The sequence below is a fragment of the Staphylococcus sp. acrmy genome (genome assembly GCF_022690565.1).
Taxonomy (GTDB): Bacteria; Bacillota; Bacilli; order Staphylococcales; family Staphylococcaceae; genus Staphylococcus; species Staphylococcus caledonicus.
In genome coordinates this window covers 108,794-130,123 of sequence record NZ_JALCVE010000002.1, presented here as the reverse complement: position 1 = coordinate 130,123, position 21,330 = coordinate 108,794, and the positions used below count along the sequence as shown (strand labels likewise).

The 21,330-nt window shown below is 33.9% G+C and carries 19 protein-coding genes; 17 read left to right on the top strand and 2 right to left on the bottom strand.

Features of this window, described 5'->3' with window-relative positions:
* Position 1: 1 nt before the first annotated feature.
* The 6 genes from FH144_RS02380 to FH144_RS02355 all read left to right on the top strand — a co-directional run bounded on the left by FH144_RS02380 (position 2) and on the right by FH144_RS02355 (position 6,765).
* Positions 2–1,102 (top strand): carbamoyl phosphate synthase small subunit, encoded by a 1,101-nt coding sequence (locus tag FH144_RS02380; RefSeq protein WP_107507880.1) that lies wholly within the window; start codon positions 2–4, stop codon positions 1,100–1,102.
* Positions 1,095–4,268 (top strand): carbamoyl-phosphate synthase large subunit, encoded by a 3,174-nt coding sequence (gene carB, locus FH144_RS02375; RefSeq protein ID WP_242313511.1) that lies wholly within the window; start codon positions 1,095–1,097, stop codon positions 4,266–4,268. The genes FH144_RS02380 and carB overlap by 8 nt, the downstream gene beginning before the upstream one ends.
* Positions 4,269–4,419: 151 nt before the next feature.
* Positions 4,420–5,112, top strand: coding sequence for an orotidine-5'-phosphate decarboxylase (gene pyrF / locus FH144_RS02370; protein WP_242313510.1), 693 nt, complete (start codon positions 4,420–4,422; stop codon positions 5,110–5,112).
* Between the two features lies 1 nt (position 5,113).
* Positions 5,114–5,722 (top strand): orotate phosphoribosyltransferase, encoded by a 609-nt coding sequence (pyrE, locus tag FH144_RS02365; RefSeq protein ID WP_242313509.1) that lies wholly within the window; start codon positions 5,114–5,116, stop codon positions 5,720–5,722.
* 29 nt (positions 5,723–5,751) lie between these two features.
* Complete coding sequence (locus tag FH144_RS02360) at positions 5,752–5,979, top strand: hypothetical protein (protein WP_232806063.1); 228 nt, start codon at positions 5,752–5,754, stop codon at positions 5,977–5,979.
* Positions 5,980–6,360: 381 nt separating this feature from the next.
* Positions 6,361–6,765 (top strand): VOC family protein, encoded by a 405-nt coding sequence (locus tag FH144_RS02355; protein WP_242313508.1) that lies wholly within the window; start codon positions 6,361–6,363, stop codon positions 6,763–6,765.
* Between the two features lie 74 nt (positions 6,766–6,839).
* On the opposite strand, the gene FH144_RS02350 is transcribed toward FH144_RS02355, so the two are convergent.
* Positions 6,840–8,537, bottom strand: coding sequence for an Rqc2 family fibronectin-binding protein (locus FH144_RS02350; protein WP_242313507.1), 1,698 nt, complete (start codon positions 8,535–8,537; stop codon positions 6,840–6,842).
* A 158-nt stretch (positions 8,538–8,695) separates the two neighbouring features.
* Between FH144_RS02350 and gmk the strand changes: the two genes are divergently transcribed.
* The 5 genes from gmk to FH144_RS02325 all read left to right on the top strand — a co-directional run bounded on the left by gmk (position 8,696) and on the right by FH144_RS02325 (position 14,074).
* On the top strand, positions 8,696–9,319 hold the full coding sequence (gene gmk, locus FH144_RS02345) for a guanylate kinase (RefSeq protein ID WP_242313506.1): 624 nt from the start codon (positions 8,696–8,698) through the stop codon (positions 9,317–9,319).
* A complete protein-coding gene (gene rpoZ / locus FH144_RS02340) occupies positions 9,319–9,537 on the top strand; it encodes a DNA-directed RNA polymerase subunit omega (RefSeq protein WP_242313505.1) in 219 nt (72 codons plus the stop codon). The genes gmk and rpoZ overlap by 1 nt, the downstream gene beginning before the upstream one ends.
* A gap of 239 nt (positions 9,538–9,776) precedes the next feature.
* Positions 9,777–10,976, top strand: coding sequence for a bifunctional phosphopantothenoylcysteine decarboxylase/phosphopantothenate--cysteine ligase CoaBC (gene coaBC, locus FH144_RS02335; RefSeq protein WP_242313504.1), 1,200 nt, complete (start codon positions 9,777–9,779; stop codon positions 10,974–10,976).
* Positions 10,976–13,384 carry a primosomal protein N' gene (gene priA / locus FH144_RS02330; protein ID WP_242313503.1) on the top strand — a complete coding sequence of 803 codons (2,409 nt, stop codon included), beginning with the start codon at positions 10,976–10,978 and terminating at the stop codon, positions 13,382–13,384. Before coaBC ends, priA begins: the two co-directional genes overlap by 1 nt.
* Positions 13,385–13,582: 198 nt before the next feature.
* Positions 13,583–14,074 (top strand): hypothetical protein, encoded by a 492-nt coding sequence (locus tag FH144_RS02325; RefSeq protein WP_242313502.1) that lies wholly within the window; start codon positions 13,583–13,585, stop codon positions 14,072–14,074.
* Between the two features lie 65 nt (positions 14,075–14,139).
* On the opposite strand, the gene FH144_RS02320 is transcribed toward FH144_RS02325, so the two are convergent.
* Complete coding sequence (locus FH144_RS02320) at positions 14,140–14,343, bottom strand: TM2 domain-containing protein (protein ID WP_103167279.1); 204 nt, start codon at positions 14,341–14,343, stop codon at positions 14,140–14,142.
* A gap of 179 nt (positions 14,344–14,522) precedes the next feature.
* Here FH144_RS02320 and FH144_RS02315 point away from each other — a divergent pair, with 179 nt between their 5' ends.
* From FH144_RS02315 to pknB, 6 genes are read left to right on the top strand one after another with little or no spacing between them, the layout of a single operon-like run.
* The gene (locus FH144_RS02315) at positions 14,523–15,011 is read left to right on the top strand and encodes a peptide deformylase (RefSeq protein WP_107507870.1); all 489 of its coding nucleotides are present in this window, start codon (positions 14,523–14,525) and stop codon (positions 15,009–15,011) included.
* The gene (gene fmt / locus FH144_RS02310) at positions 15,004–15,936 is read left to right on the top strand and encodes a methionyl-tRNA formyltransferase (RefSeq protein WP_242313501.1); all 933 of its coding nucleotides are present in this window, start codon (positions 15,004–15,006) and stop codon (positions 15,934–15,936) included. Before FH144_RS02315 ends, fmt begins: the two co-directional genes overlap by 8 nt.
* Positions 15,933–17,240: a 16S rRNA (cytosine(967)-C(5))-methyltransferase RsmB gene (gene rsmB, locus FH144_RS02305; protein WP_242313500.1), complete on the top strand. Its 1,308-nt coding sequence runs from the start codon at positions 15,933–15,935 to the stop codon at positions 17,238–17,240. The genes fmt and rsmB overlap by 4 nt, the downstream gene beginning before the upstream one ends.
* 1 nt (position 17,241) lies before the next feature.
* Complete coding sequence (gene rlmN, locus FH144_RS02300) at positions 17,242–18,336, top strand: dual-specificity RNA methyltransferase RlmN (protein WP_242313499.1); 1,095 nt, start codon at positions 17,242–17,244, stop codon at positions 18,334–18,336.
* Positions 18,337–18,341: 5 nt separating this feature from the next.
* Positions 18,342–19,085: a Stp1/IreP family PP2C-type Ser/Thr phosphatase gene (locus FH144_RS02295; RefSeq protein ID WP_242313498.1), complete on the top strand. Its 744-nt coding sequence runs from the start codon at positions 18,342–18,344 to the stop codon at positions 19,083–19,085.
* On the top strand, positions 19,082–21,133 hold the full coding sequence (gene pknB / locus FH144_RS02290; protein WP_242313497.1) for a Stk1 family PASTA domain-containing Ser/Thr kinase: 2,052 nt from the start codon (positions 19,082–19,084) through the stop codon (positions 21,131–21,133). Before FH144_RS02295 ends, pknB begins: the two co-directional genes overlap by 4 nt.
* Positions 21,134–21,330: the final 197 nt, after the last annotated feature.

Below are 21,330 nucleotides of genomic sequence, written 5' to 3'. Positions count from 1 at the left end.
AATGTTCGAACGACGTTATCTTGTATTAGAAGATGGAACATATTATGAAGGATATAAATTAGGTTCAGACGATTTATCTGTAGGCGAAATCGTATTTAATACTGCAATGACAGGTTATCAAGAAACAATTTCAGACCCTTCATACACTGGTCAAATTATTACATTCACTTATCCTTTAATCGGAAACTATGGGATTAACAGAGACGACTTTGAAACACTTACACCAACACTAAATGGTGTAGTCGTTAAAGAAGCTAGCACGCATCCAAGTAACTTCAGAAAGCAAAAAACATTACATGAAGTACTTGTACAATATAATGTTCCTGGTATTTCAGGTGTAGATACACGTAGCATTACACGTAAAATCAGAGAACATGGTGTTTTAAAAGCTGGATTCACAGATAATAAAGAAGAAATCGAACAGTTAGCAGCTAAATTGAAAACTGTGGAATTACCTCGTGATGAAGTTACTACAGTATCAACTAAAACACCTTACGTATCTACAGGTTCAGATTTAAGTGTCGTATTATTAGATTTCGGTAAAAAGCAAAACATCGTACGTGAGTTAAATCTAAGAGGATGTAATGTAACAGTGATGCCTTACGATACTACTGCAGAACAAATTCTAGCATTATCTCCAGACGGTGTAATGTTATCAAATGGCCCTGGAGATCCTGATGAAGTTAAAGTAGCTTTAGATATGATTAACGGTATCTTAGGTAAAATTCCTTTCTTCGGTATTTGTTTAGGCCACCAATTATTCGCACTATCTCAAGGTGCTACATCATTTAAAATGAAATTCGGACACCGCGGTGCAAATCATCCAGTTAAAGATTTACGTACTGGTAAAGTTGACATCACTAGTCAAAACCATGGCTATGCGATTGATAAAGATTCACTAGCAGATACAGATTTAGAAATTACACATATTGCTTTAAACGATGGCACTGTAGAAGGTTTAAGACATAAAAAATTACCAGCATTCTCAGTACAATATCACCCTGAAGCAAGACCAGGCCCAAGTGATTCAAACTATTTATTCGATGAGTTCTTAACTATGATGAAAGATTTTAAAGAAAAGGAGCATACAATCAATGCCTAAACGTGACGATATTCAAACAATCTTAGTAATTGGTTCAGGTCCAATCATTATTGGACAAGCTGCAGAATTCGACTACGCTGGGACACAAGCGTGTTTAGCTCTTAAAGAAGAAGGCTATCGTGTTATCTTAGTGAATTCAAACCCTGCGACAATCATGACAGATAAAGAAATTGCCGATAAAGTTTATATCGAACCGTTAACTCATGACTTTATTGCACGCATTATTCGTAAAGAACAACCAGATGCATTACTACCTACTTTAGGTGGCCAAACAGGTTTAAACATGGCTATTCAATTACATGATAGTGGTGTGTTAAAAGCAAACAACGTTAAATTACTTGGAACAGAACTAGAGTCAATCCAACAAGCTGAGGATAGAGAGTTGTTCAGAACATTAATGAATGATTTAAATGTGCCTGTACCAGAGAGTGATATCGTAAATACAGTTGAGCAAGCTTTTAAATTTAAAGAACAAGTGGGCTATCCTTTAATTGTAAGACCAGCGTTTACTATGGGAGGTACTGGCGGCGGTATCTGTCATAATGACGAAGAATTAAAAGAAGTGGTTAGCAATGGTTTACATTATAGCCCAGCTACTCAATGTTTAATTGAAAAATCTATCGCCGGCTTTAAAGAAATTGAATATGAAGTAATGCGTGATAAAAATGATAATGCCATTGTAGTATGTAACATGGAAAATATTGACCCAGTAGGTATTCATACGGGTGACTCAATTGTAGTTGCACCGAGCCAAACATTATCAGATGTCGAATATCAAATGTTACGTGATGTTTCACTTAAAGTAATTAGAGCATTAGGTATCGAAGGTGGATGTAACGTGCAATTAGCATTAGATCCTCATTCACTTAACTACTATATTATCGAAGTTAACCCACGTGTATCACGCTCATCAGCATTAGCGTCTAAAGCAACAGGTTATCCAATTGCTAAATTAGCAGCGAAGATTGCAGTCGGCTTAACACTTGATGAAATGCTCAATCCTATCACGGGTACATCATATGCGGCTTTCGAACCAACACTAGACTATGTTATTTCTAAAATTCCTCGTTTCCCATTCGATAAATTTGAAAAAGGTGAACGAGAATTGGGTACGCAAATGAAAGCTACCGGTGAAGTCATGGCTATTGGACGTACGTATGAAGAATCGTTATTAAAAGCAATACGTTCATTAGAATATGGCGTGCACCATTTAGGCTTACCAAATGGTGAAAGTTACGATATTGATTATATTAAAGAACGTATTAGTCACCAAGATGATGAACGTTTGTTCTTTATCGGAGAAGCTATCCGTCGTGGTACGACATTAGAAGAAATTCACAATATGACAAAAATTGATTATTTCTTCTTAAACAAATTCCAAAATATCATAAACATTGAACATGAATTAAAAGAACATGCGGGTGATTTAGAATATCTTAAATATGCTAAAGATTATGGCTTTAGTGATAGAGTGATTGCGCATCGTTTTGGCATGACGGAAGAAGAGGTTTATCAATTACGTCAACAACATGACATTAAGCCAGTATATAAAATGGTAGATACATGTGCTGCAGAATTTGAATCTACAACACCATATTATTATGGTACGTATGAAACTGAAAACGAGTCTATTGTTACTGAAAAAGAGAAGATTTTAGTACTTGGATCTGGTCCAATTAGAATCGGACAAGGGGTAGAATTCGATTATGCTACTGTCCATGCGGTATGGGCTATACAAAATGCGGGATATGAAGCAATCATCGTTAATAATAACCCTGAAACTGTATCAACAGACTTTTCAATTTCAGATAAATTATACTTTGAACCTTTAACTGAAGAAGATGTCATGAATATTATTAATTTAGAACAACCTAAAGGCGTAGTTGTTCAATTCGGTGGTCAAACAGCCATTAACTTAGCTGATAAATTAGCAAAACATGGTGTTCAAATCTTAGGTACTACATTAGAAGACTTAAACCGTGCAGAAGACAGAAAAGAATTTGAAGCACTATTGCATACTATTGATGTACCACAACCTAAAGGTAAAACGGCTACATCTCCTAAAGAAGCTCTTGAAAATGCACGTGAAATTGGCTATCCAGTAGTCGTAAGACCATCATATGTGCTAGGCGGTCGTGCTATGGAAATTGTTAATAGCGATGCCGAACTTGAAAATTATATGGAACAAGCTGTAAAAGCAAGTCCAGAACACCCTGTATTAGTTGATAGATACTTAACAGGTAAAGAAATTGAAGTTGATGCCATTTCTGATGGTGAAACAGTTATTATTCCAGGTATTATGGAACATATTGAACGTGCAGGTGTTCATAGTGGTGACTCTATTGCAGTATATCCACCACAAACACTTAGCCAAGAAGATCTTGATACGCTTGAAGATTATACAATTAAGTTAGCTAAAGGACTTAACATTGTAGGCTTAATCAATATTCAATTTGTTATTGCGCATGATGGCGTCTACGTATTAGAAGTAAACCCACGTGCAAGTCGTACGGTACCATTCTTAAGTAAGATTACGGACATCCAAATGGCACAACTCGCGATGCAAGCGATTATGGGCACAAAACTTATCGACTTAGGATATAAACAAGGTGTTCAACCATATTCAGAAGGCGTATTTGTTAAAGCACCTGTCTTTAGCTTTAATAAATTGAAAAATGTCGACGTGACACTTGGACCTGAAATGAAATCTACCGGTGAAGTCATGGGTAAAGACCTTACATTAGAAAAAGCTTTATACAAAGGCTTAGTAGGTAGTGGTGTAGAAGTTAAAGATCACGGTACGGTTTTAATGACAGTAAGTGATAAAGATAAAGAAGAAATTGTGAAAATTGCACATCACTTAAATGAAGTAGGCTATAAAATTTTAGCTACACAAGGTACAGCAGAAAAATTAAAAGAAAACGATATCCCAGTAGAAGTAGTAGGTAAAATTGGCGGAGATAATGACTTATTAACTCGTATCCAAAATGGAGAAGTACAAATTGTTATCAATACAATGACTAAAGGTAAAGAAGTTGAAAGAGACGGTTTCCAAATTCGCCGAACAACTGTTGAAAACGGTGTACCTTGCTTAACTTCACTTGATACGGCTAGTGCTTTAACAAATGTTATAGAGAGTATGACATTTTCAATGAGAAATATGTAATATAGAGATGAAATAGGTAAGATAACTGTTGAAATTTATGTGAGGCAAGGTTAGTTCATTAATTGTTTATGCATAATTTAAATGATTAATGACGTAACCTCCTTACATATTTATATATGCTAGATTTCATGTCTACAAAGGAGTTACTTAAATGAGAGATTTACCAATTATAGGTTTAGACTTTGAGTCAGCTGATAAAGTTAACGCTTTTCTCGATCAATTTAATGAGCCTTTATTTGTAAAAATTGGAATGGAATTGTTCTATCAAGCCGGTCCAGAGCTAATTAAAACAATTAAAGCACGAGGTCATGATATATTTTTAGACCTTAAATTACATGATATTCCGAATACTGTTGAAAAAGCGATGGAAGGTTTAGGAAAATTAGACGTCGATTTAGTGAATGTTCATGCTGCAGGCGGAGTAGAAATGATGAAAGGTGCAGCAAAAGGACTTAGAAAATATAGTAAACATACTAAAATTATCGCTGTAACTCAGTTAACATCTACTACTGAAGAAATGTTACACAATGAGCAAAACATTCAAACAACCATTGAAGAAGCGGTATTAAATTATGCTAAATTAACGCAACAAGCAGGTTTAGATGGTGTAGTATGTTCACCATTAGAAGCGAAATTATTAACGAATGAGTTAGGGTCAGACTTTTTAAAAGTCACACCAGGTATTCGACCACAAGGGGCAGCTGTAGATGATCAAAAACGTATCACTACACCTGAAGATGCTAAACAATTAGGGGCTACACATATCGTAGTAGGACGACCAATCACGCAAAGTGATAATCCAGTAGAAAGTTATACAAATATTAAGGAAAGTTGGTTAGGTTAACATGGCAAAAGCAATTGCAAAATCGTTATTAGATATTGAAGCAGTGACATTATCACCTAATGATTTATATACATGGAGTTCAGGTATTAAATCTCCAATATACTGTGATAATCGTGTGACATTAGGTTATCCTGAAATTCGTGGAGCTATTCGTGATGGCTTAAGTCAACTTATTAATGATAAATTTGGTGATGTAGAGATTATTTCAGGTACTGCAACAGCTGGCATTCCTCATGCTGCTTACATTTCTGAAAAATTAAATTTACCGATGAACTATGTACGCTCTAAAAGTAAAAGTCATGGTAAACAAAATCAAATTGAAGGTGCTCAAAGTAAAGGTAAAAAAGTCGTTGTTGTTGAAGATTTAATTTCAACAGGAGGTTCATCTATAACTGCAGTCGAAGCACTTCAAGAAGCGGGTGCAGAAGTACTAGGTGTAGTAGCTATCTTTACTTACGGCTTAGCTAAAGCAGACCAAATGTTTAAAGATATTAATGTACCTTTTTACACATTAAGTAACTATAATGAGTTAATTGAAGTGGCACGTGAAGAAGGCAAAATTTCAGAAGATGACATTCAGACTTTAGTTGATTGGAGAGACAACTTGTAATAAGCTATGTCTAAAAGGGGACAATGCCATTGACCAATGAACGGGAACGCAATACTTTTTATACTCAAATGAAACATATTAATGATTTTTTATATAGAAAAGACAATTTCAAAATGCCTGAACAAACTATTTCAATAGATCAAAGTATTGAGAAAATGAGTTCAAAAGAATCAAAAGTGAATATGGATGCCTTTAAACATACAAGTGATGTCTTTAAAAAAGCGAAAGAAAGTTTACGACAAAAAGGTGAAATTTAAATGCAAAAGTGGTACATATACGACAAAATCTTCCAGAATAATGGAAAAGAAGTCGAACATGTACCACTTTTAATATATCTATAGTTAAACTTGGTATACTCTAATCTTAACGTATAAAAATTTTAATAAGAATCCAACCAATAAATAAGACAATAAGCATTGCTAAGATAGGTATAATAAAATGCATCATAAGCGAAAGCCTCCCATTAAACTTTAACTTAATTTTAACTGTAAATCCGAATAAGTCAAAAAATTAAGACGCTACTTTTTATGTAAATAAACTTAATAAATTTCAGTTAAAGGATGTTTAAATTTTTTCAAAATAAAGGTTATTAGTTTAGAATAGGTAGTAAATAAACAAACATATATAGGGGGATTACCGTGGAAATACCTAAAATAACAACATTTTTAATGTTTAATAATCAAGCTGAAGAAGCTATTAACTTATATACAAGTCTATTTGAAAATAGTGAAATCTTAACAATGGTCAAATATGATGAAGAAGGTCCAGGCACACCAGGTACTGTTCAACATTCTATCTTTACATTAAATGGTCAAGTCTTTATGGCCATCGATGCCGACAATGGCGAAGAATTACCTATGAATCCTTCAATTTCATTATATATCACTGTTGATAATGCTATGGAAATGGAACAATTATTTAGTGGCTTGAAAAAAGAAGGGGCTATCTTGATGCCGAAAACATCTATGCCTCCATTCCGTGAATTTGCCTGGATTCAAGATAAGTTTGGAGTTAGCTTCCAACTTGCTTTACCAGAAAAGTAAGATTCACGACATGTAAGTAAAAAAAGGGCTATGAAATCTTTAGAGTTAAGTTAGATTTCATAGCCTTTCTCGTTTTATGATTGTTTCATACGTTGAATATGATCGTAGTCGGGTGTAGCAAATAAAGTTTTTTGATTGTCATAAGTAACAAATCCAGGTTTTGCGCCTGAAGGTTTATGCACATTTTTAATCTCTGTATAATCTACTGGGATTTGGCCGGAATTTCCTGCTTTAGAGAAATAGCCTGCCAACATTGCAGCTTCTTTAATTGTTTGTTCGCTTGGTGCATCATTGAGTATGACGACGTGAGAGCCCGGTATATCTTTAGTATGGAACCAAAGATAAGATTTTTGTGCTTTATGCTTAGTTAAGTAGTCATTTTGTTTATTATTTTTACCGACTAAGATAGTATCGCCATCTGTAGATACATAAGTTTGAAGTTGAATTTTATCATTCTTTTTCTTCTTCACATTTTTACGTTGTTTCATAAAGCCTTGTTCGGCTAATTCATCTCGAATATCATCGATTTCATCTACTGTAATATGTTCGAGTTGTTGTTCAATATTCGCAAAGTAATCAATATTTTCACGCGTTAATTTAATTTGATGAGTGAGCTCACGTTCACGCGTTTTCATACGATTATATTGTTTGTAATAATATTGCGCATTGACTGAAGGAGACTTAGTTGGATTTAAAGGAATCGTTACTTCTTCATTAGTATAATAGTTGAGCGCCGTAACCGACTCGTCTCCCTGTTGGATGCGATAAATATTAGCCGTAATCAATTCTCCGTATAATTGTTGTGTCTCTTTATTCTTCGCACTTTCATATTCATCAATTAATTTACTTAACTTATGTTGATATTTTTGTGATTGCTGTTGCACGAAACGTACTAAGTCATTGGCACGCTGTTTGACGCGTTCGCGTTCTCCACGTGCATCATAATAGCGGTCTAATAATTCATGTAATGATTCATATTCAACCATATCATCTTGAAATTGCTCTAACTTCATAAAGTAGAAATCTTCTTTGCCAGTCTCGTGATTCTTATGGAAAATGGGTTCCACTGTTTGAAGTGTTTGAGCCATTACTTCATCATACGCTTTAGGTAATGTTTCAGATGTCATAAATTGGTAACGTTCAACAATTTCGTTTGTAATTAAAGGACTGAATCCTTCAAATGTACTTAATAATTGTTTAGCAAGCTTACCTGCATTAAAGTCAATATATTTTAGCGCTTCCTCACCGCTTACTTCGAAAGGGTTAAGTTTATTCTGAGTCGGAGGTGCTTCATACTTGAAACCAGGCATGACAGTACGATATTGATTGGTATTTGGCGTTAAATGTTTAAAACCTTCAATAATCTTATAGTTATCATCAACTAATAATAAATTACTATGTTTGCCCATGATTTCTAGGATAACTGTACGATGAATGGTATCGCCAATTTCGTCTTTACTTTCAACATCAATTTCGATATGACGGTCATTACCAATTTGACGAATGTTTTTGATGATGCCACCCTCTAAATGTTTACGGAAAACTCTTGCAAACATTGGTGGATCGAATGGATTATCATATTTTTTTGTAGTGATATGCATTCTTGAAAAACTAGGATGAATAGATAATAGAAGTGTATGATTTTTACGTTGTTGTCGAATTACCATCAAGATTGTATCATTTTCAGGTTGATTGATTTTATGAATTCTTCCAGATACTAGGAATTGTAATGATTCAACCATTTTTTTCGTGAATAAGCCATCATATGCCATAATTAATTTCCACCTTCAATTTAATCATTCATTATATTGTAACATGGCAAAATAGTAGCGTCATGAGTTAAGTTTATCTAGCTCACTCTATACAATTCAAACGACAATGTGATATTATATTTAAATAATAGAAGAATAGCTTAGAGAGGTCGTAAGGCATGGATAATGAAAAAGGATTACTAATTGTTCTTTCAGGTCCTTCTGGAGTAGGTAAGGGAACTGTACGCAAAGAAATATTTGATGATCCAACTACATCATATAAGTACTCTATTTCAATGACTACACGTAATATGCGTGAAGGTGAAATTGATGGTGTAGATTACTTTTTTAAGACAAAAGAAGAGTTTGAAGCTCTAATTCAGGAAGATCAATTTATTGAGTACGCTGAGTATGTGGGAAATTACTATGGTACACCTGTTCAATATGTTAAAGATACAATGGCTGATGGACATGATGTATTTTTAGAAATAGAAGTTGAGGGTGCAAAGCAAGTAAGAAAGAAATTCCCCGACGCCTTATTTATCTTTCTCGCGCCACCTAGTTTAGAACATCTAAAGGAACGCTTAGTTGGACGAGGTACGGAATCTGATGAAAAGATTCAAAGCAGAGTGAATGAAGCACGTAAAGAAGTAGAAATGATGAACCTATACGATTATGTCGTTGTAAATGACGAGGTTCATTTAGCTAAAGAACGTATTCAATCCATTGTTGAAGCAGAGCATTTAAAAAGAGAACGTGTAGAAGCTATATATAGAAAAATGTTATTGGAGGCTAAAAAATAATGTTAAACCCACCTTTAAACCAGTTACAATCACAAATCAATTCAAAATATCTAATTGCTACAACTGCAGCTAAACGTGCACGTGAATTAGATGAAAAGCCAGAAAGTGCTTTATTAAACGGTTATCATTCAGCTAAACCAGTGGGTGAAGCGTTAGAAGAAATTGCTAGCGGTAAAATCACTCCAGTAGTTCCTGAAGAATTTCAAGCAAAAGCTTAATATTCGTCATACACAATATTGCTTAAAATAATATAGAATACAAGTACTATAGACATCACGCTTAATTAGTATATCTGAGATATTTAACGTAGTAGTGGTTGACTCATAGACGATTTAATACACACCTTATTGTAATCATAGATAAGGTGTGTGTTTTTAATTAGTTAAATAATTTGTGTATAATAAATTTAATGTTAAATTATCTATAATCATCGAAAAGTAAAGGGAGAAACACGGTTATGAAACATATTCTACTAGCGGTAACAGGCGGGATTGCAGCCTATAAAGCCATTGATTTAACGAGTAAGTTAACGCAAGCAGGTTATGATGTGAGAGTGATGTTAACTGATCACGCTCAAGAATTTGTCACGCCACTAGCTTTTCAAGCAATCAGTAGAAATGCAGTTTACACTAGCACTTTTAAAGAAGAGCGCCCTCAAGAAATTCAGCACGTGGCACTTGGCGATTGGGCGGATGCCATTATTGTTGCACCAGCTACAGCCAATATCATTGCTAAGTTAAGTCATGGATTAGCAGATGACATGGTAACTTCAACACTTCTTGCTACTGAAACACCAAAGTTTATAGCGCCAGCAATGAATGTACATATGTATGAGAATAAAAGAACCCAATATAATATGGAAGTGTTAAAAGAAGATGGTTATCACTTTATTGAACCTGGTGATGGTTTCCTAGCATGTGGGTATGTAGCAAAAGGACGTATGGAAGAACCGTTCCAAATTTTAACTATAATTAATCACTTTTTTAATGAAACTAAATCATTACCACAAAGCACATTTAATGGTAAACATGCTTTAGTGACTGCTGGTCCGACTATTGAAGTCATCGATCCAGTGCGCTTTGTTTCGAATCGTTCTTCTGGAAAAATGGGCTTTGCGATAGCTCAAGCACTAAGAGATAGAGGCGCGCATGTCACACTAGTAACAGGACCGACTCAATTAGAAGATGCAGCGGGAGTAGAAATGGTGCATATTGAAAGTGCTGAAGAAATGTTTCAAGCTGTGACACAACGTTATGAACAACAAGATATCGTTGTTAAAGCTGCAGCGGTCTCAGATTATACACCAGCAGATGTCCTTGACCATAAAATGAAAAAGCAAGACGGAGATTTAGTTGTTAACTTTAAACGTACAAAAGATATCTTAAAATACTTAGGAGAACATAAAACCCACCAGTATTTGGTAGGCTTTGCTGCTGAAACACAAAATATTGAAAAATATGCCCAAGACAAATTGAAGCGTAAAAACGCAGACGTCATTATTTCAAATAATGTTGGAGATCAATCAATAGGCTTTAAATCAGATGACAATGAACTAACAATGCATTTTAAAACGAAAGAAATGATTAATATTAAGAAAGGGAAAAAAGTACAACTTGCACAACAAATTTTAGATGAATTAGAAACTAGGTGGCAATAATGATTGCAAAGGTAATTGTAGATATACCTTCAAAGAGTGTCGACTTTAAATTTGATTATCTTATACCTAAAGCCTTAGAAGACTTTGTTCAAGTAGGTGTTAGAGTCGTCGTGCCATTTGGAGCGCGTACAATACAAGGCTATGTAATGAATATTGAGGAACATCCAAGTGAAGATATCAATCTTGACAAGTTAAAAGCTATTAAAGAAGTTCAAGATATTCGACCAGAATTAACAATAGAATTAATTCAATTGAGTGAATGGTTAAGTCATTCCCATGTTTCTAAGAGTATTTCTGTACTCGAAGCTATGTTGCCAAGTGCACTTAAAGCTAAATATACTAAAGTATTTGAAGTCGTAAAGCATAATGATATAGATGAAGAATTACTGAAATATTTTAATACCAATGGCCATTATAAGTATAAAGATGCTCAAGAGAATGATCATTTACCCTTATTAAATGAGTTACTGAAAAATGAAAGTGTAAAAGAAGTGACTTTACTTTCTCAAAATATTAAAAAGAAAACTCAACGTGCGGTGCGTATATTAGATGATCGTAACCCAGATGACGTATTAGCCATGCTTGAACGTTCTATGAAACAATACGACGTGTATGCTTATCTTACTGAAGAACAACATAAAACAGTATTTTTAAAAGAATTAGAAGAGATGGGTTTTTCTAAATCAAGTATTGATGGGTTAGTGAAAAAAGGATTTATCGAGAAATATGACGCCCAAGTAGAACGTGATCCATTTGCGAATCGTGTATTTGAACGTGAAGATAAACGAACATTGACTTCAGAGCAGCAAATTGCTTTTCAAAAAATTAAAGACAAAATCGACAGTCAAGAACAGCGTACGTTCTTATTACACGGTGTAACTGGCTCAGGAAAAACAGAAGTCTACTTGCAAGCCATTGAAGAGGTACTCAACTTAGGTAAAGAGGCGATGATGCTTGTACCTGAAATTGCGTTAACCCCTCAGATGGTATTACGCTTTAAACGTCGCTTTGGTGATGATGTCGCGGTGCTTCATTCAGGTTTGTCTAATGGTGAACGCTATGATGAATGGCAAAAAATTAGAGATGGGCGTGCTCGGGTAAGCGTAGGGGCGCGATCTAGTATTTTTGCCCCTTTTAAAAATTTAGGAATAATCATTATTGATGAAGAACATGAGTCAACTTATAAGCAAGAAGACTATCCACGTTATCACGCAAGAGAAATTGCTCAGTGGCGCAGTGAATACCATAACTGTCCTTTAGTCTTAGGGAGTGCTACCCCGAGCCTTGAGTCTTACGCACGTGCTGAAAAAGATGTATATCAATTGCTAACATTGCCTACAAGAGTAAATCAACAAGCTCTACCTACAATAGATATTGTTGATATGCGAGAAGAATTAACAGCAGGAAATCGTTCAATGTTCTCAAATGAATTACGTGAAGCTATTCAAGAAAGACTTGATAAAAATGAACAAATTGTACTGTTCTTAAATCGCCGTGGTTACGCTTCGTTTATGCTATGTCGAGACTGTGGGTATGTGCCCCAATGTCCTCATTGTGACATCTCATTAACTTATCACAAAACGACGGATCAATTAAAATGTCACTATTGTGGCTATCAAGAAGTGCCACCAAATATATGTCCAAATTGCGAAAGCCCGCATATTCGACAAGTAGGGACTGGTACGCAACGGGTGGAAGAAATCCTACAACAAGAATTTGAAACTGCTCGTATTATTCGTATGGACGTAGATACTACTTCTAGAAAAGGTGCTCATGAAAAATTACTTACTGACTTTGAACAAGGAAAAGGCGATATACTTTTAGGCACGCAAATGATTGCCAAAGGTTTAGATTATCCAAACATTACTTTGGTTGGCGTATTAAACGCTGATACCATGTTAAATTTGCCTGATTTTCGAGCAAGTGAAAGAACGTATCAATTGTTAACCCAAGTCTCTGGTCGTGCAGGACGATATGAGAAACCCGGGAAGGTTATTATTCAAACCTATAATCCTGAGCACTATGCGATTGAAGATGTTCAAAAAAATGATTACTTAACTTTTTATCGTAAAGAAATGGATTTTAGAAAATTAGGCAAATATCCACCGTATTATTTCCTTGTGAATTTTACGATATCTCATAAAAATATGAAGAAAGTAATGGAAGCATCTAAGCATATTCATCAAGTCTTGTTACAACATTTAACTGATAAAGCACTTGTTTTAGGCCCTTCTCCAGCGGCTATAGCAAGAATTAATAATGAACACCGTTTTCAAATTTTAGTTAAATATAAAAGAGAACCTGAATTGCTAAAAGCATTACAGTATTTAGATGAAGTTTACCACGAAGCGTATATGAAAGATAAATTATCTTTAAAAATAGATATCAATCCTCAAATTTTGACGTAAATCAAAATAATTTGTATAAAAATTTTATAGTAGATTAATTTTATTTAAAGTGATAAAATAAAAGAGCGTACAAAAGAGAGTCGTCGAACTCTAAAACTAAATGTTTAATTATTCCATTAATATTGCTATGTCACTTAAACACCAAGAATTCACATCGTTAACTAGCATCTGGCATTTATATTATGGAGGATGACCGCTATGGTTGAAGAAAAATTTATCACTACAAAAGAATTTGTCACATATAAAGAACATGTTGATTCAAGATTTGATGCACTTGAAGATAAAATGGATTATCAAAATGCTACGTTAGAAAAAAGTTTGGACCAACATATTGATTTAGTTGATAAAACGTTAAACCTTAAATTAGATAAGGTAGATCAAAAAATAGACGAAGTCGAAGAAAGATTAAATCTTAAAATAGATAAGTTAGAACATAAAATAGACGAAGTCGAGGAAAGACTAAACCTTAAAATAGATAAGGTAGATCAAAAAATAGATGAAGTCGAAGAAAAACTAGTTCTAAAAATAGATAGTAATCACGAAATGCTTGTATTACAAATTAAGGATATGGCCTTACAAATTAAAGAAGATAACAATAAAAAGCGTGTAGATGAAATACGCTTTGTAATACCAACACTTATTAGTATATTAGCGATTGTTGTTTCTATTCTTATGTTTATTTTGAGTTAATAAAAAGAGTTACGCCATAGGGTGTGAACAACCCCTATAAAGCGTAACTCTCTTTATAATTCATCTTACATTACAATGTTGCCATGTTCATTTGCTGGTCTAAATAGTGTTAAAATAGCACTAATAATCGCAATGATATGAGGAATACCTGTCCAACAGAAAACTAAATGTAAAATACCTGACATTGTTTTTCCAGCGTAGAATTTATGAACGCCAAATCCGCCTAAAAAGACTGCTAAAACAATATAAATAATTTTGTTTACTTCCATTTGTTACACTCCTCTCTTAGTTAATATTTAAATTTTCTTTATTCACCCCTTATTTTAATAGTAAAAAAATAGAAAGCAATTAATAAAGATCGAGTAGTACAAATTTCAGACTAAGGTCGCAATTCAATTTGAATTAAGTTATAATTATATGATGAATTTTTTCAGGAGGAGCATATAAAATGGCGATACAAAAATTAGTCCAGTCTACGCATCCTGTATTAACAAAACAAGCACAACCTGTTACTCAATTTGATGCAACATTAAAAGATTTGTTATTAGATATCGAAGATACACTGTATGCTGAAGAAGCTTCTGCATTGAGCGCGCCTCAAATAGGCATTAGTAAACAAGTAGCCATGATAGACATGGAATTAGAAGGTCTATTACAACTTATTAATCCTAAAGTTAAATCAGAATCAGATGAAAAGATTCTAGATTTAGAAGGGTCTGTAAATCTTCCGGGTGTATTCGGTGAGGTTGAACGTAGTAAGATGATTGTAGTAGAAGGCAATGATCTAGAAGGTAATACTATCGAATTAACTGCCTATGATGATGTAGCCCGTATGTTGTTACATATCATTGATCAATTAAACGGTGTAGTGTTTACTGAGCGCGCGAAGCGTATACTAACAGATGAAGAGATGGAGGCGTATTTTGACAATGAGTAAAGTGATATTTATGGGGACACCAGACTTTTCAACTAAAATATTAGAAATGTTAATAGCTGAGCATGAGGTAATAGCAGTGGTCACACAACCTGACAGACCAGTTGGACGTAAGCGTGTACTCACACCGCCACCAGTTAAACGTGTGGCTCAAGAACATCATTTGCCTATATATCAACCAGAAAACTTAAAAGATTCTACAGAGTTGGATGAATTGCTAACTTTAGAACCTGATTTAATCATTACAGCAGCATTTGGTCAACTATTACCAGAGAAGTTACTAACATTACCTAAGTTAGGTGCAATAAATGTTCATGCATCATTGCTACCTAAATATCGTGGTGGGGCGCCAATACATCAAGCTATTATTGATGGTGAGAAAGAAACAGGCGTGACAATTATGTACATGGTAAAAAAATTAGATGCCGGCAACATTATTTCACAAAAATCAATAGCGATTGAAGAGAATGACAACGTTGGATCAATGCATGATAAGCTTAGTTTCTTAGGCGCGGATTTACTAAAAGAAACATTACCGTCTATTTTAGAAGGAACAAATGAAAGTATCCCTCAAGATAACGCTCAGGCTACATTTGCTTCAAATATTAGTAGAGAAGATGAACGTATTGATTGGACTAAAAGTGCACGAGAAATTCACGATCACATTCGAGGATTATCGCCGTGGCCTGTAGCTTATACTACAATGGATGAAACGAATTTAAAATTATATGCTTCTCATATAGTACCCGATAAACAAGGCGATGCAGGCCAAATCATTGAAACAACTAAAAAAGCTATCATCGTAGCAACAGGTTCGAATGATTCTGTAGCCTTAACAGATATTCAACTAGCAGGGAAAAAGCGCATGCTTGCTGCTAATTATTTAAGCGGTGTTCAAGAATCGCTAGTAGGGAAAAAATTAATATGACACAAACAGTAAGAGAATTAGCATTCCAAACAATACAAGATATTTTCAATGATTATGCCTATAGTAATTTAAGAATTAACGAAGTAATTAATGAAAATGAGATTTCTGATATTGATAAACCACTTTATACCGAATTAGTATATGGAACTGTAAAGCGTAAACTAACGCTCGATTTTTATCTCAAACCATTTATTAAAACCAAAATTAAAGGTTGGGTTCGTCAATTATTATGGATGAGTCTTTATCAATATATTTATTTAGACAAAGTACCAAATCACGCTATCATAAATGAAGCGGTGGAAATTGCAAAACATCGTGGCGGACCTCATAATGGCAATATAGTTAATGGTGTATTAAGAACTATTTTCAGAAGTGAGTTACCACAAATTGACTCGATTAAAAATGAAAAGCAACGCATGTCGGTAGAGTATAGTATACCTAAATGGATTATTGAACATTGGATTACTCACTACGGTGTAGAAACAACACGTGAAATAGCAACTGCATTCTTTACTAAAACAGCAAGTACTGTACGTGTTAATACAAGTCAAAGTAGCGTGGATAAAGTAGTGAATGCTTTAATTGAAGAAGGATATCAAGTCGAAATTGATGATATCATTCCTTATTGTTTACATTTAAAAGGGAAACCTATTATTGAATCACACGCTTTTAACGAGGGACTCATTTCAATCCAAGATAAAAGCTCTATGTTTGTAGGTTATCTAATGGATGTGGAAGATAACGATATCGTGCTAGACGCTTGTAGTGCCCCTGGTGGTAAGGCTTGTCATATAGCTGAATTATTATCGCCGAGTGGACATGTGGATGCAACAGATGTTCATAAACATAAAATTGGTTTAATTAAAGAAAACATTAAAAAGTTAAGACTGAATAATATTAAAGCGTATGATCATGATGCTACAACACCGTATAAAGACATGTACGATAAAATATTAGTTGATGCGCCATGTAGTGGTCTAGGCGTATTGCGTCATAAACCTGAAATTAAATATGTTCAAACACCACAAGATATTCAAGACTTAGTTGAATTGCAATTGCGCATATTAGACAATGTAAAAGATAATTTAAAACCAGGTGGAACGTTAATATATTCAACGTGTACTATAGAACAACTTGAAAACGATAATGTTATTTATACATTTTTAAAAAATAATAAAGACTTTGAATTTGAACCGATGATTCACCCTGTAACAGGTGAAAAAGTTAAAACAATACAAATTTTACCCCAAGATTTTAATTCGGATGGCTTTTTCATAACTAAAGTAAAGAGAAAGGAAAGTTAAGATGATAACTGCTGAAAAGAAAAAGAAAAACAAGTTCTTGCCCAATTTTGAAAAGCAATCTATTTATTCTTTAAGATTTGATGAGATGCAAGAATGGTTAGTAGAACACGGCCAACAGAAATTCAGAGCGAAGCAAATCTTTGAATGGTTATATCAAAAACGTGTAGATAGTATTGACGAAATGACTAATTTATCAAAAGAGTTACGTCAAGTTTTAAAAGATAATTTCGCGATGACAACATTAACTACAGTTGTAAAGCAAGAAAGTAAAGATGGGACAATTAAATTTCTGTTTGAATTACAAGACGGCTATACAATTGAAACTGTGCTTATGCGCCATGAATACGGAAATTCTGTATGTGTAACTACTCAAGTAGGATGCCGAATTGGTTGTACATTCTGTGCCTCTACATTAGGCGGACTAAAACGTAATTTAGAAGCGGGAGAAATTGTGTCTCAAGTTCTTACTGTTCAAAAAGCGCTAGACGCAACGGAGGAACGTGTATCACAAATTGTAATCATGGGTATTGGTGAACCATTTGAAAACTACGATGAAATGATGGATTTCTTACGTATAGTTAATGATGATAATAGTTTAAATATTGGTGCTCGTCATATTACGGTTTCAACATCAGGTATTATCCCACGTATTTATGATTTTGCTGAAGAAGATATTCAAATCAACTTTGCGGTCAGTTTACATGCCGCTAAAGATGATATTCGTTCTAAATTAATGCCTATTAACCGAGCATATCATGTAGATAAATTAATGGAAGCTATTAAATACTATCAGGAAAAGACAAATCGACGTGTGACATTTGAATACGGCCTATTCGGCGGTGTTAACGATCAACTAGAACATGCACGTGACTTAGCACATCTTATTAAAGATTTAAATTGTCATGTTAACCTTATTCCAGTTAACCATGTTCCAGAACGTAATTACGTTAAAACACCGAAAGATGATATTTTTAAATTTGAAAAAGAACTTAAGAAATTAGGAATCAATGCTACAATAAGACGTGAACAAGGATCAGATATTGATGCAGCATGTGGACAATTAAGAGCTAAGGAACGACAAGTAGAAACGAGGTAATCATAATGCTAAACGCACAATTTTTCACAGATACTGGACAACATAGAGAAAAGAATGAGGATGCAGGAGGTATTTTTTATAACCAAACTAACCAACAATTATTAGTATTATGCGATGGTATGGGCGGTCATAAAGCGGGGGAAATTGCAAGTCAGTTTGTTACTAACGAACTTCAAAAACGTTTTGAAGAGGAGAACTTTATCGAGTTTGAACAAGCCGAAACTTGGTTGCGTTTTAATTTAAAAGAAATTAACCGTGAGTTGTTCGAATATGCTCAAGATAATTCAGAATATCGAGGCATGGGCACTACCTGTGTCTGTGCTCTCGTATTCGATAAAAAAATGGTGGTCGCTAATATTGGTGATTCTAGAGCGTATGTCATTAATTCTAGAGAAATAGAACAAGTGACGCATGATCATTCGTTCGTAAATCACTTAATTATGATGAGGCAAATTACTGAAGAAGAAGCGTTTAATCACCCACAACGAAATATAATTACAAAAGTTATGGGAACTGACAAACGAGTTAGTCCAGATGTCTTTACTAAACGCATTGGTTATTATAACTTCATCTTATTAAATTCTGATGGTCTTACAGATTACGTCAGAGATAATCGTATTAAAGAAGCGTTAAATGAATCGCTTACTTTAGAAGAACATGGCGAACAATTAATTCAGTTAGCACTACACCATAAGTCTAAAGATAATATTAGTGTGCTATTAGCATCTATTGAGGGTGATAGTGTATGATTGGAAAGTTAATTAGTGATCGCTATAAGGTGTTAGATAAACTTGGTGGCGGTGGTATGAGCACTGTTTATCTTGCCGAAGATACTATTTTAAATCGTAAAGTAGCTATTAAAGCAATTTCAATTCCTCAAGATGAGAAAGAAGAAACGATGAAGCGTTTTGAACGTGAAGTTAATAACGCTACGCAACTTTCACATGAGAATATTGTAGGTGTATATGACGTTCAAGAAGATGACGATTGTTTCTTTCTAATTATGGAATATATTGATGGCCCTACGCTTTCAGAATATATACATAGTCATGGCCCATTAAATGTAGACACTGCTATCGCTTTTACTGAGCAAATTTTAAAAGGGGTACAGCAGGCTCATGAGAAATTAATTATTCATAGAGATATCAAACCACAGAATATATTGATTGATAAGAATAAAACGTTGAAAATTTTTGATTTTGGTATTGCGAAAGCGTTAAGTGAAACATCTATGACGCAAACAAATCATGTACTTGGCACCGTTCAATATTTATCGCCTGAACAGGCTAAAGGTGAAGCGACTAACGAAACGACTGATATTTACTCTATAGGTATTGTGCTATATGAAATGCTAGTAGGTAAGCCGCCATTTGCTGGTGAAACTGCAGTTAGTATAGCGATTAAACATATACAAGACGCAATCCCTAATGTAACTGATATACGCTCAGAAATCCCTCAGTCATTGAGTAATGTGATTTTAAAATCGACTGAAAAGGATCCTAGTGATCGTTATCAAAGCGTTAAAGAAATGAGAGAAGATTTAAGTAGTGTGCTTGTTTCTAGTAGAGCGAATGAAGAGAAACATTCACTAGAACGTGATGAAACAAATACAGTTTCAATAGACAAGAATGAAATTAAAAATAAAATCAAAAAAGAGCATGATAAAAAAGATATTTCACAAACAATGCAAATACCAATTGTGAATGAACATAAATTCCAAACCGCTGAAGGACCGATTTATGAAACGCCAAAGAAAAAACGTTCAAAAAAGAAAAAGTTTGCGATTGGTTTTATTCTGATATTATTAATAGCTAGTCTATTTGGTTTTATTGCATTAGGAATGTTTGGTAGTAAATATGCTGAAATGCCCGACTTAAAAGGTAAAACTGAAAAAGAAGCTGAGAAAACATTGCATAAATCAAATTTAGAAATTGGCAAAATTTCTAGAGATTACAGTGATGATTATCCAGAAAATAAAATTATAAAAACAACACCTAATTCTGGTGAACGTGTCAATCAACATGAAAAGATAGATATTGTGCTATCTAAAGGACCGGAACGTGCTAAAATGCCAAATGTTATAGGCATGAAAAAAGCAGATGCCATTGATAAATTAAAAGAATTAAAGCTTAAAAATGTTACGGTTAAACAGGAATATAATAACGAATTTCCTAAGGGATTAATTGCGCAACAAAGCGTAAACCCAGATAATGATGTTGAAATTAATGGTCATCAAATTACCTTAGTTGAATCTTTAGGCGTTAAAAAAGTTTACGTAAAAGATTATGAAAATAAAAATTATAAATCTGCGAAAAAAGAACTAGAAAAAATTAATCTAAAAGTTCAAGTTACCACTGAAACAAGTAGTAGCGTGAAAAAGGATATGATTATTTCTCAAAGTCCAAAAAATACAGAAGTTGAAGAAGGAAGCACTATACAATTAACTGTATCTAAAGGTGAAGAAGAGAAAGCAGATGCTAAAAAAGATGATAAAGCGAAAGATAAATCAAAATCAGACAGTGCTAAAGAGAAAAAGGATGATTCTGACAGCAAGTCGGACGTAAAAAACTACACTGAAACATATCACATACCATACACAGGAGACGATGATGACAGTCAAAAAGTCGAAGTATATGTTAGAGATAAAGATAACAGTGGGTCTAATGCGAAACAAACATATAGTATAAATAAAGATAAAACAATTACGATTCCTTTAAAAATAAAAGAAGGTTCTGACGCAGGTTATACTATTAGAGTAGATGGCGATGTTATAGCAGATAAAGACATTACCTATTAATTAGAGATAAACTCCTTCAATCTATACATATTACGTGTAGAAATGAAGGAGTTTATTTTGTATATTTAACTACTATAATATTATTATGTAAACCTAATAAATAGTATTTTCTTAATCAAGTAATACTATCATGCTTGAACATATAATATTTATAAATGATTTGCTATAATATTTAGATATAAATAGTAAATGAGAGG

Bases quoted from the DNA above. Each gene is read 5' to 3' on its own strand.
- FH144_RS02380 (WP_107507880.1), top strand. From the start codon at position 2: ATGTTCGAACGACGTTATCTTGTATTAGAAGATGGAACATATTATGAA.
- carB (WP_242313511.1), top strand. From the start codon at position 1,095: ATGCCTAAACGTGACGATATTCAAACAATCTTAGTAATTGGTTCAGGT.
- pyrF (WP_242313510.1), top strand. From the start codon at position 4,420: ATGAGAGATTTACCAATTATAGGTTTAGACTTTGAGTCAGCTGATAAA.
- pyrE (WP_242313509.1), top strand. From the start codon at position 5,114: ATGGCAAAAGCAATTGCAAAATCGTTATTAGATATTGAAGCAGTGACA.
- FH144_RS02350 (WP_242313507.1), bottom strand. From the start codon at position 8,537: ATGGCATATGATGGCTTATTCACGAAAAAAATGGTTGAATCATTACAA.
- gmk (WP_242313506.1), top strand. From the start codon at position 8,696: ATGGATAATGAAAAAGGATTACTAATTGTTCTTTCAGGTCCTTCTGGA.
- rpoZ (WP_242313505.1), top strand. From the start codon at position 9,319: ATGTTAAACCCACCTTTAAACCAGTTACAATCACAAATCAATTCAAAA.
- coaBC (WP_242313504.1), top strand. From the start codon at position 9,777: ATGAAACATATTCTACTAGCGGTAACAGGCGGGATTGCAGCCTATAAA.
- priA (WP_242313503.1), top strand. From the start codon at position 10,976: ATGATTGCAAAGGTAATTGTAGATATACCTTCAAAGAGTGTCGACTTT.
- FH144_RS02325 (WP_242313502.1), top strand. From the start codon at position 13,583: ATGGTTGAAGAAAAATTTATCACTACAAAAGAATTTGTCACATATAAA.
- FH144_RS02320 (WP_103167279.1), bottom strand. From the start codon at position 14,343: ATGGAAGTAAACAAAATTATTTATATTGTTTTAGCAGTCTTTTTAGGC.
- FH144_RS02315 (WP_107507870.1), top strand. From the start codon at position 14,523: ATGGCGATACAAAAATTAGTCCAGTCTACGCATCCTGTATTAACAAAA.
- fmt (WP_242313501.1), top strand. From the start codon at position 15,004: ATGAGTAAAGTGATATTTATGGGGACACCAGACTTTTCAACTAAAATA.
- rsmB (WP_242313500.1), top strand. From the start codon at position 15,933: ATGACACAAACAGTAAGAGAATTAGCATTCCAAACAATACAAGATATT.
- rlmN (WP_242313499.1), top strand. From the start codon at position 17,242: ATGATAACTGCTGAAAAGAAAAAGAAAAACAAGTTCTTGCCCAATTTT.
- FH144_RS02295 (WP_242313498.1), top strand. From the start codon at position 18,342: ATGCTAAACGCACAATTTTTCACAGATACTGGACAACATAGAGAAAAG.
- pknB (WP_242313497.1), top strand. From the start codon at position 19,082: ATGATTGGAAAGTTAATTAGTGATCGCTATAAGGTGTTAGATAAACTT.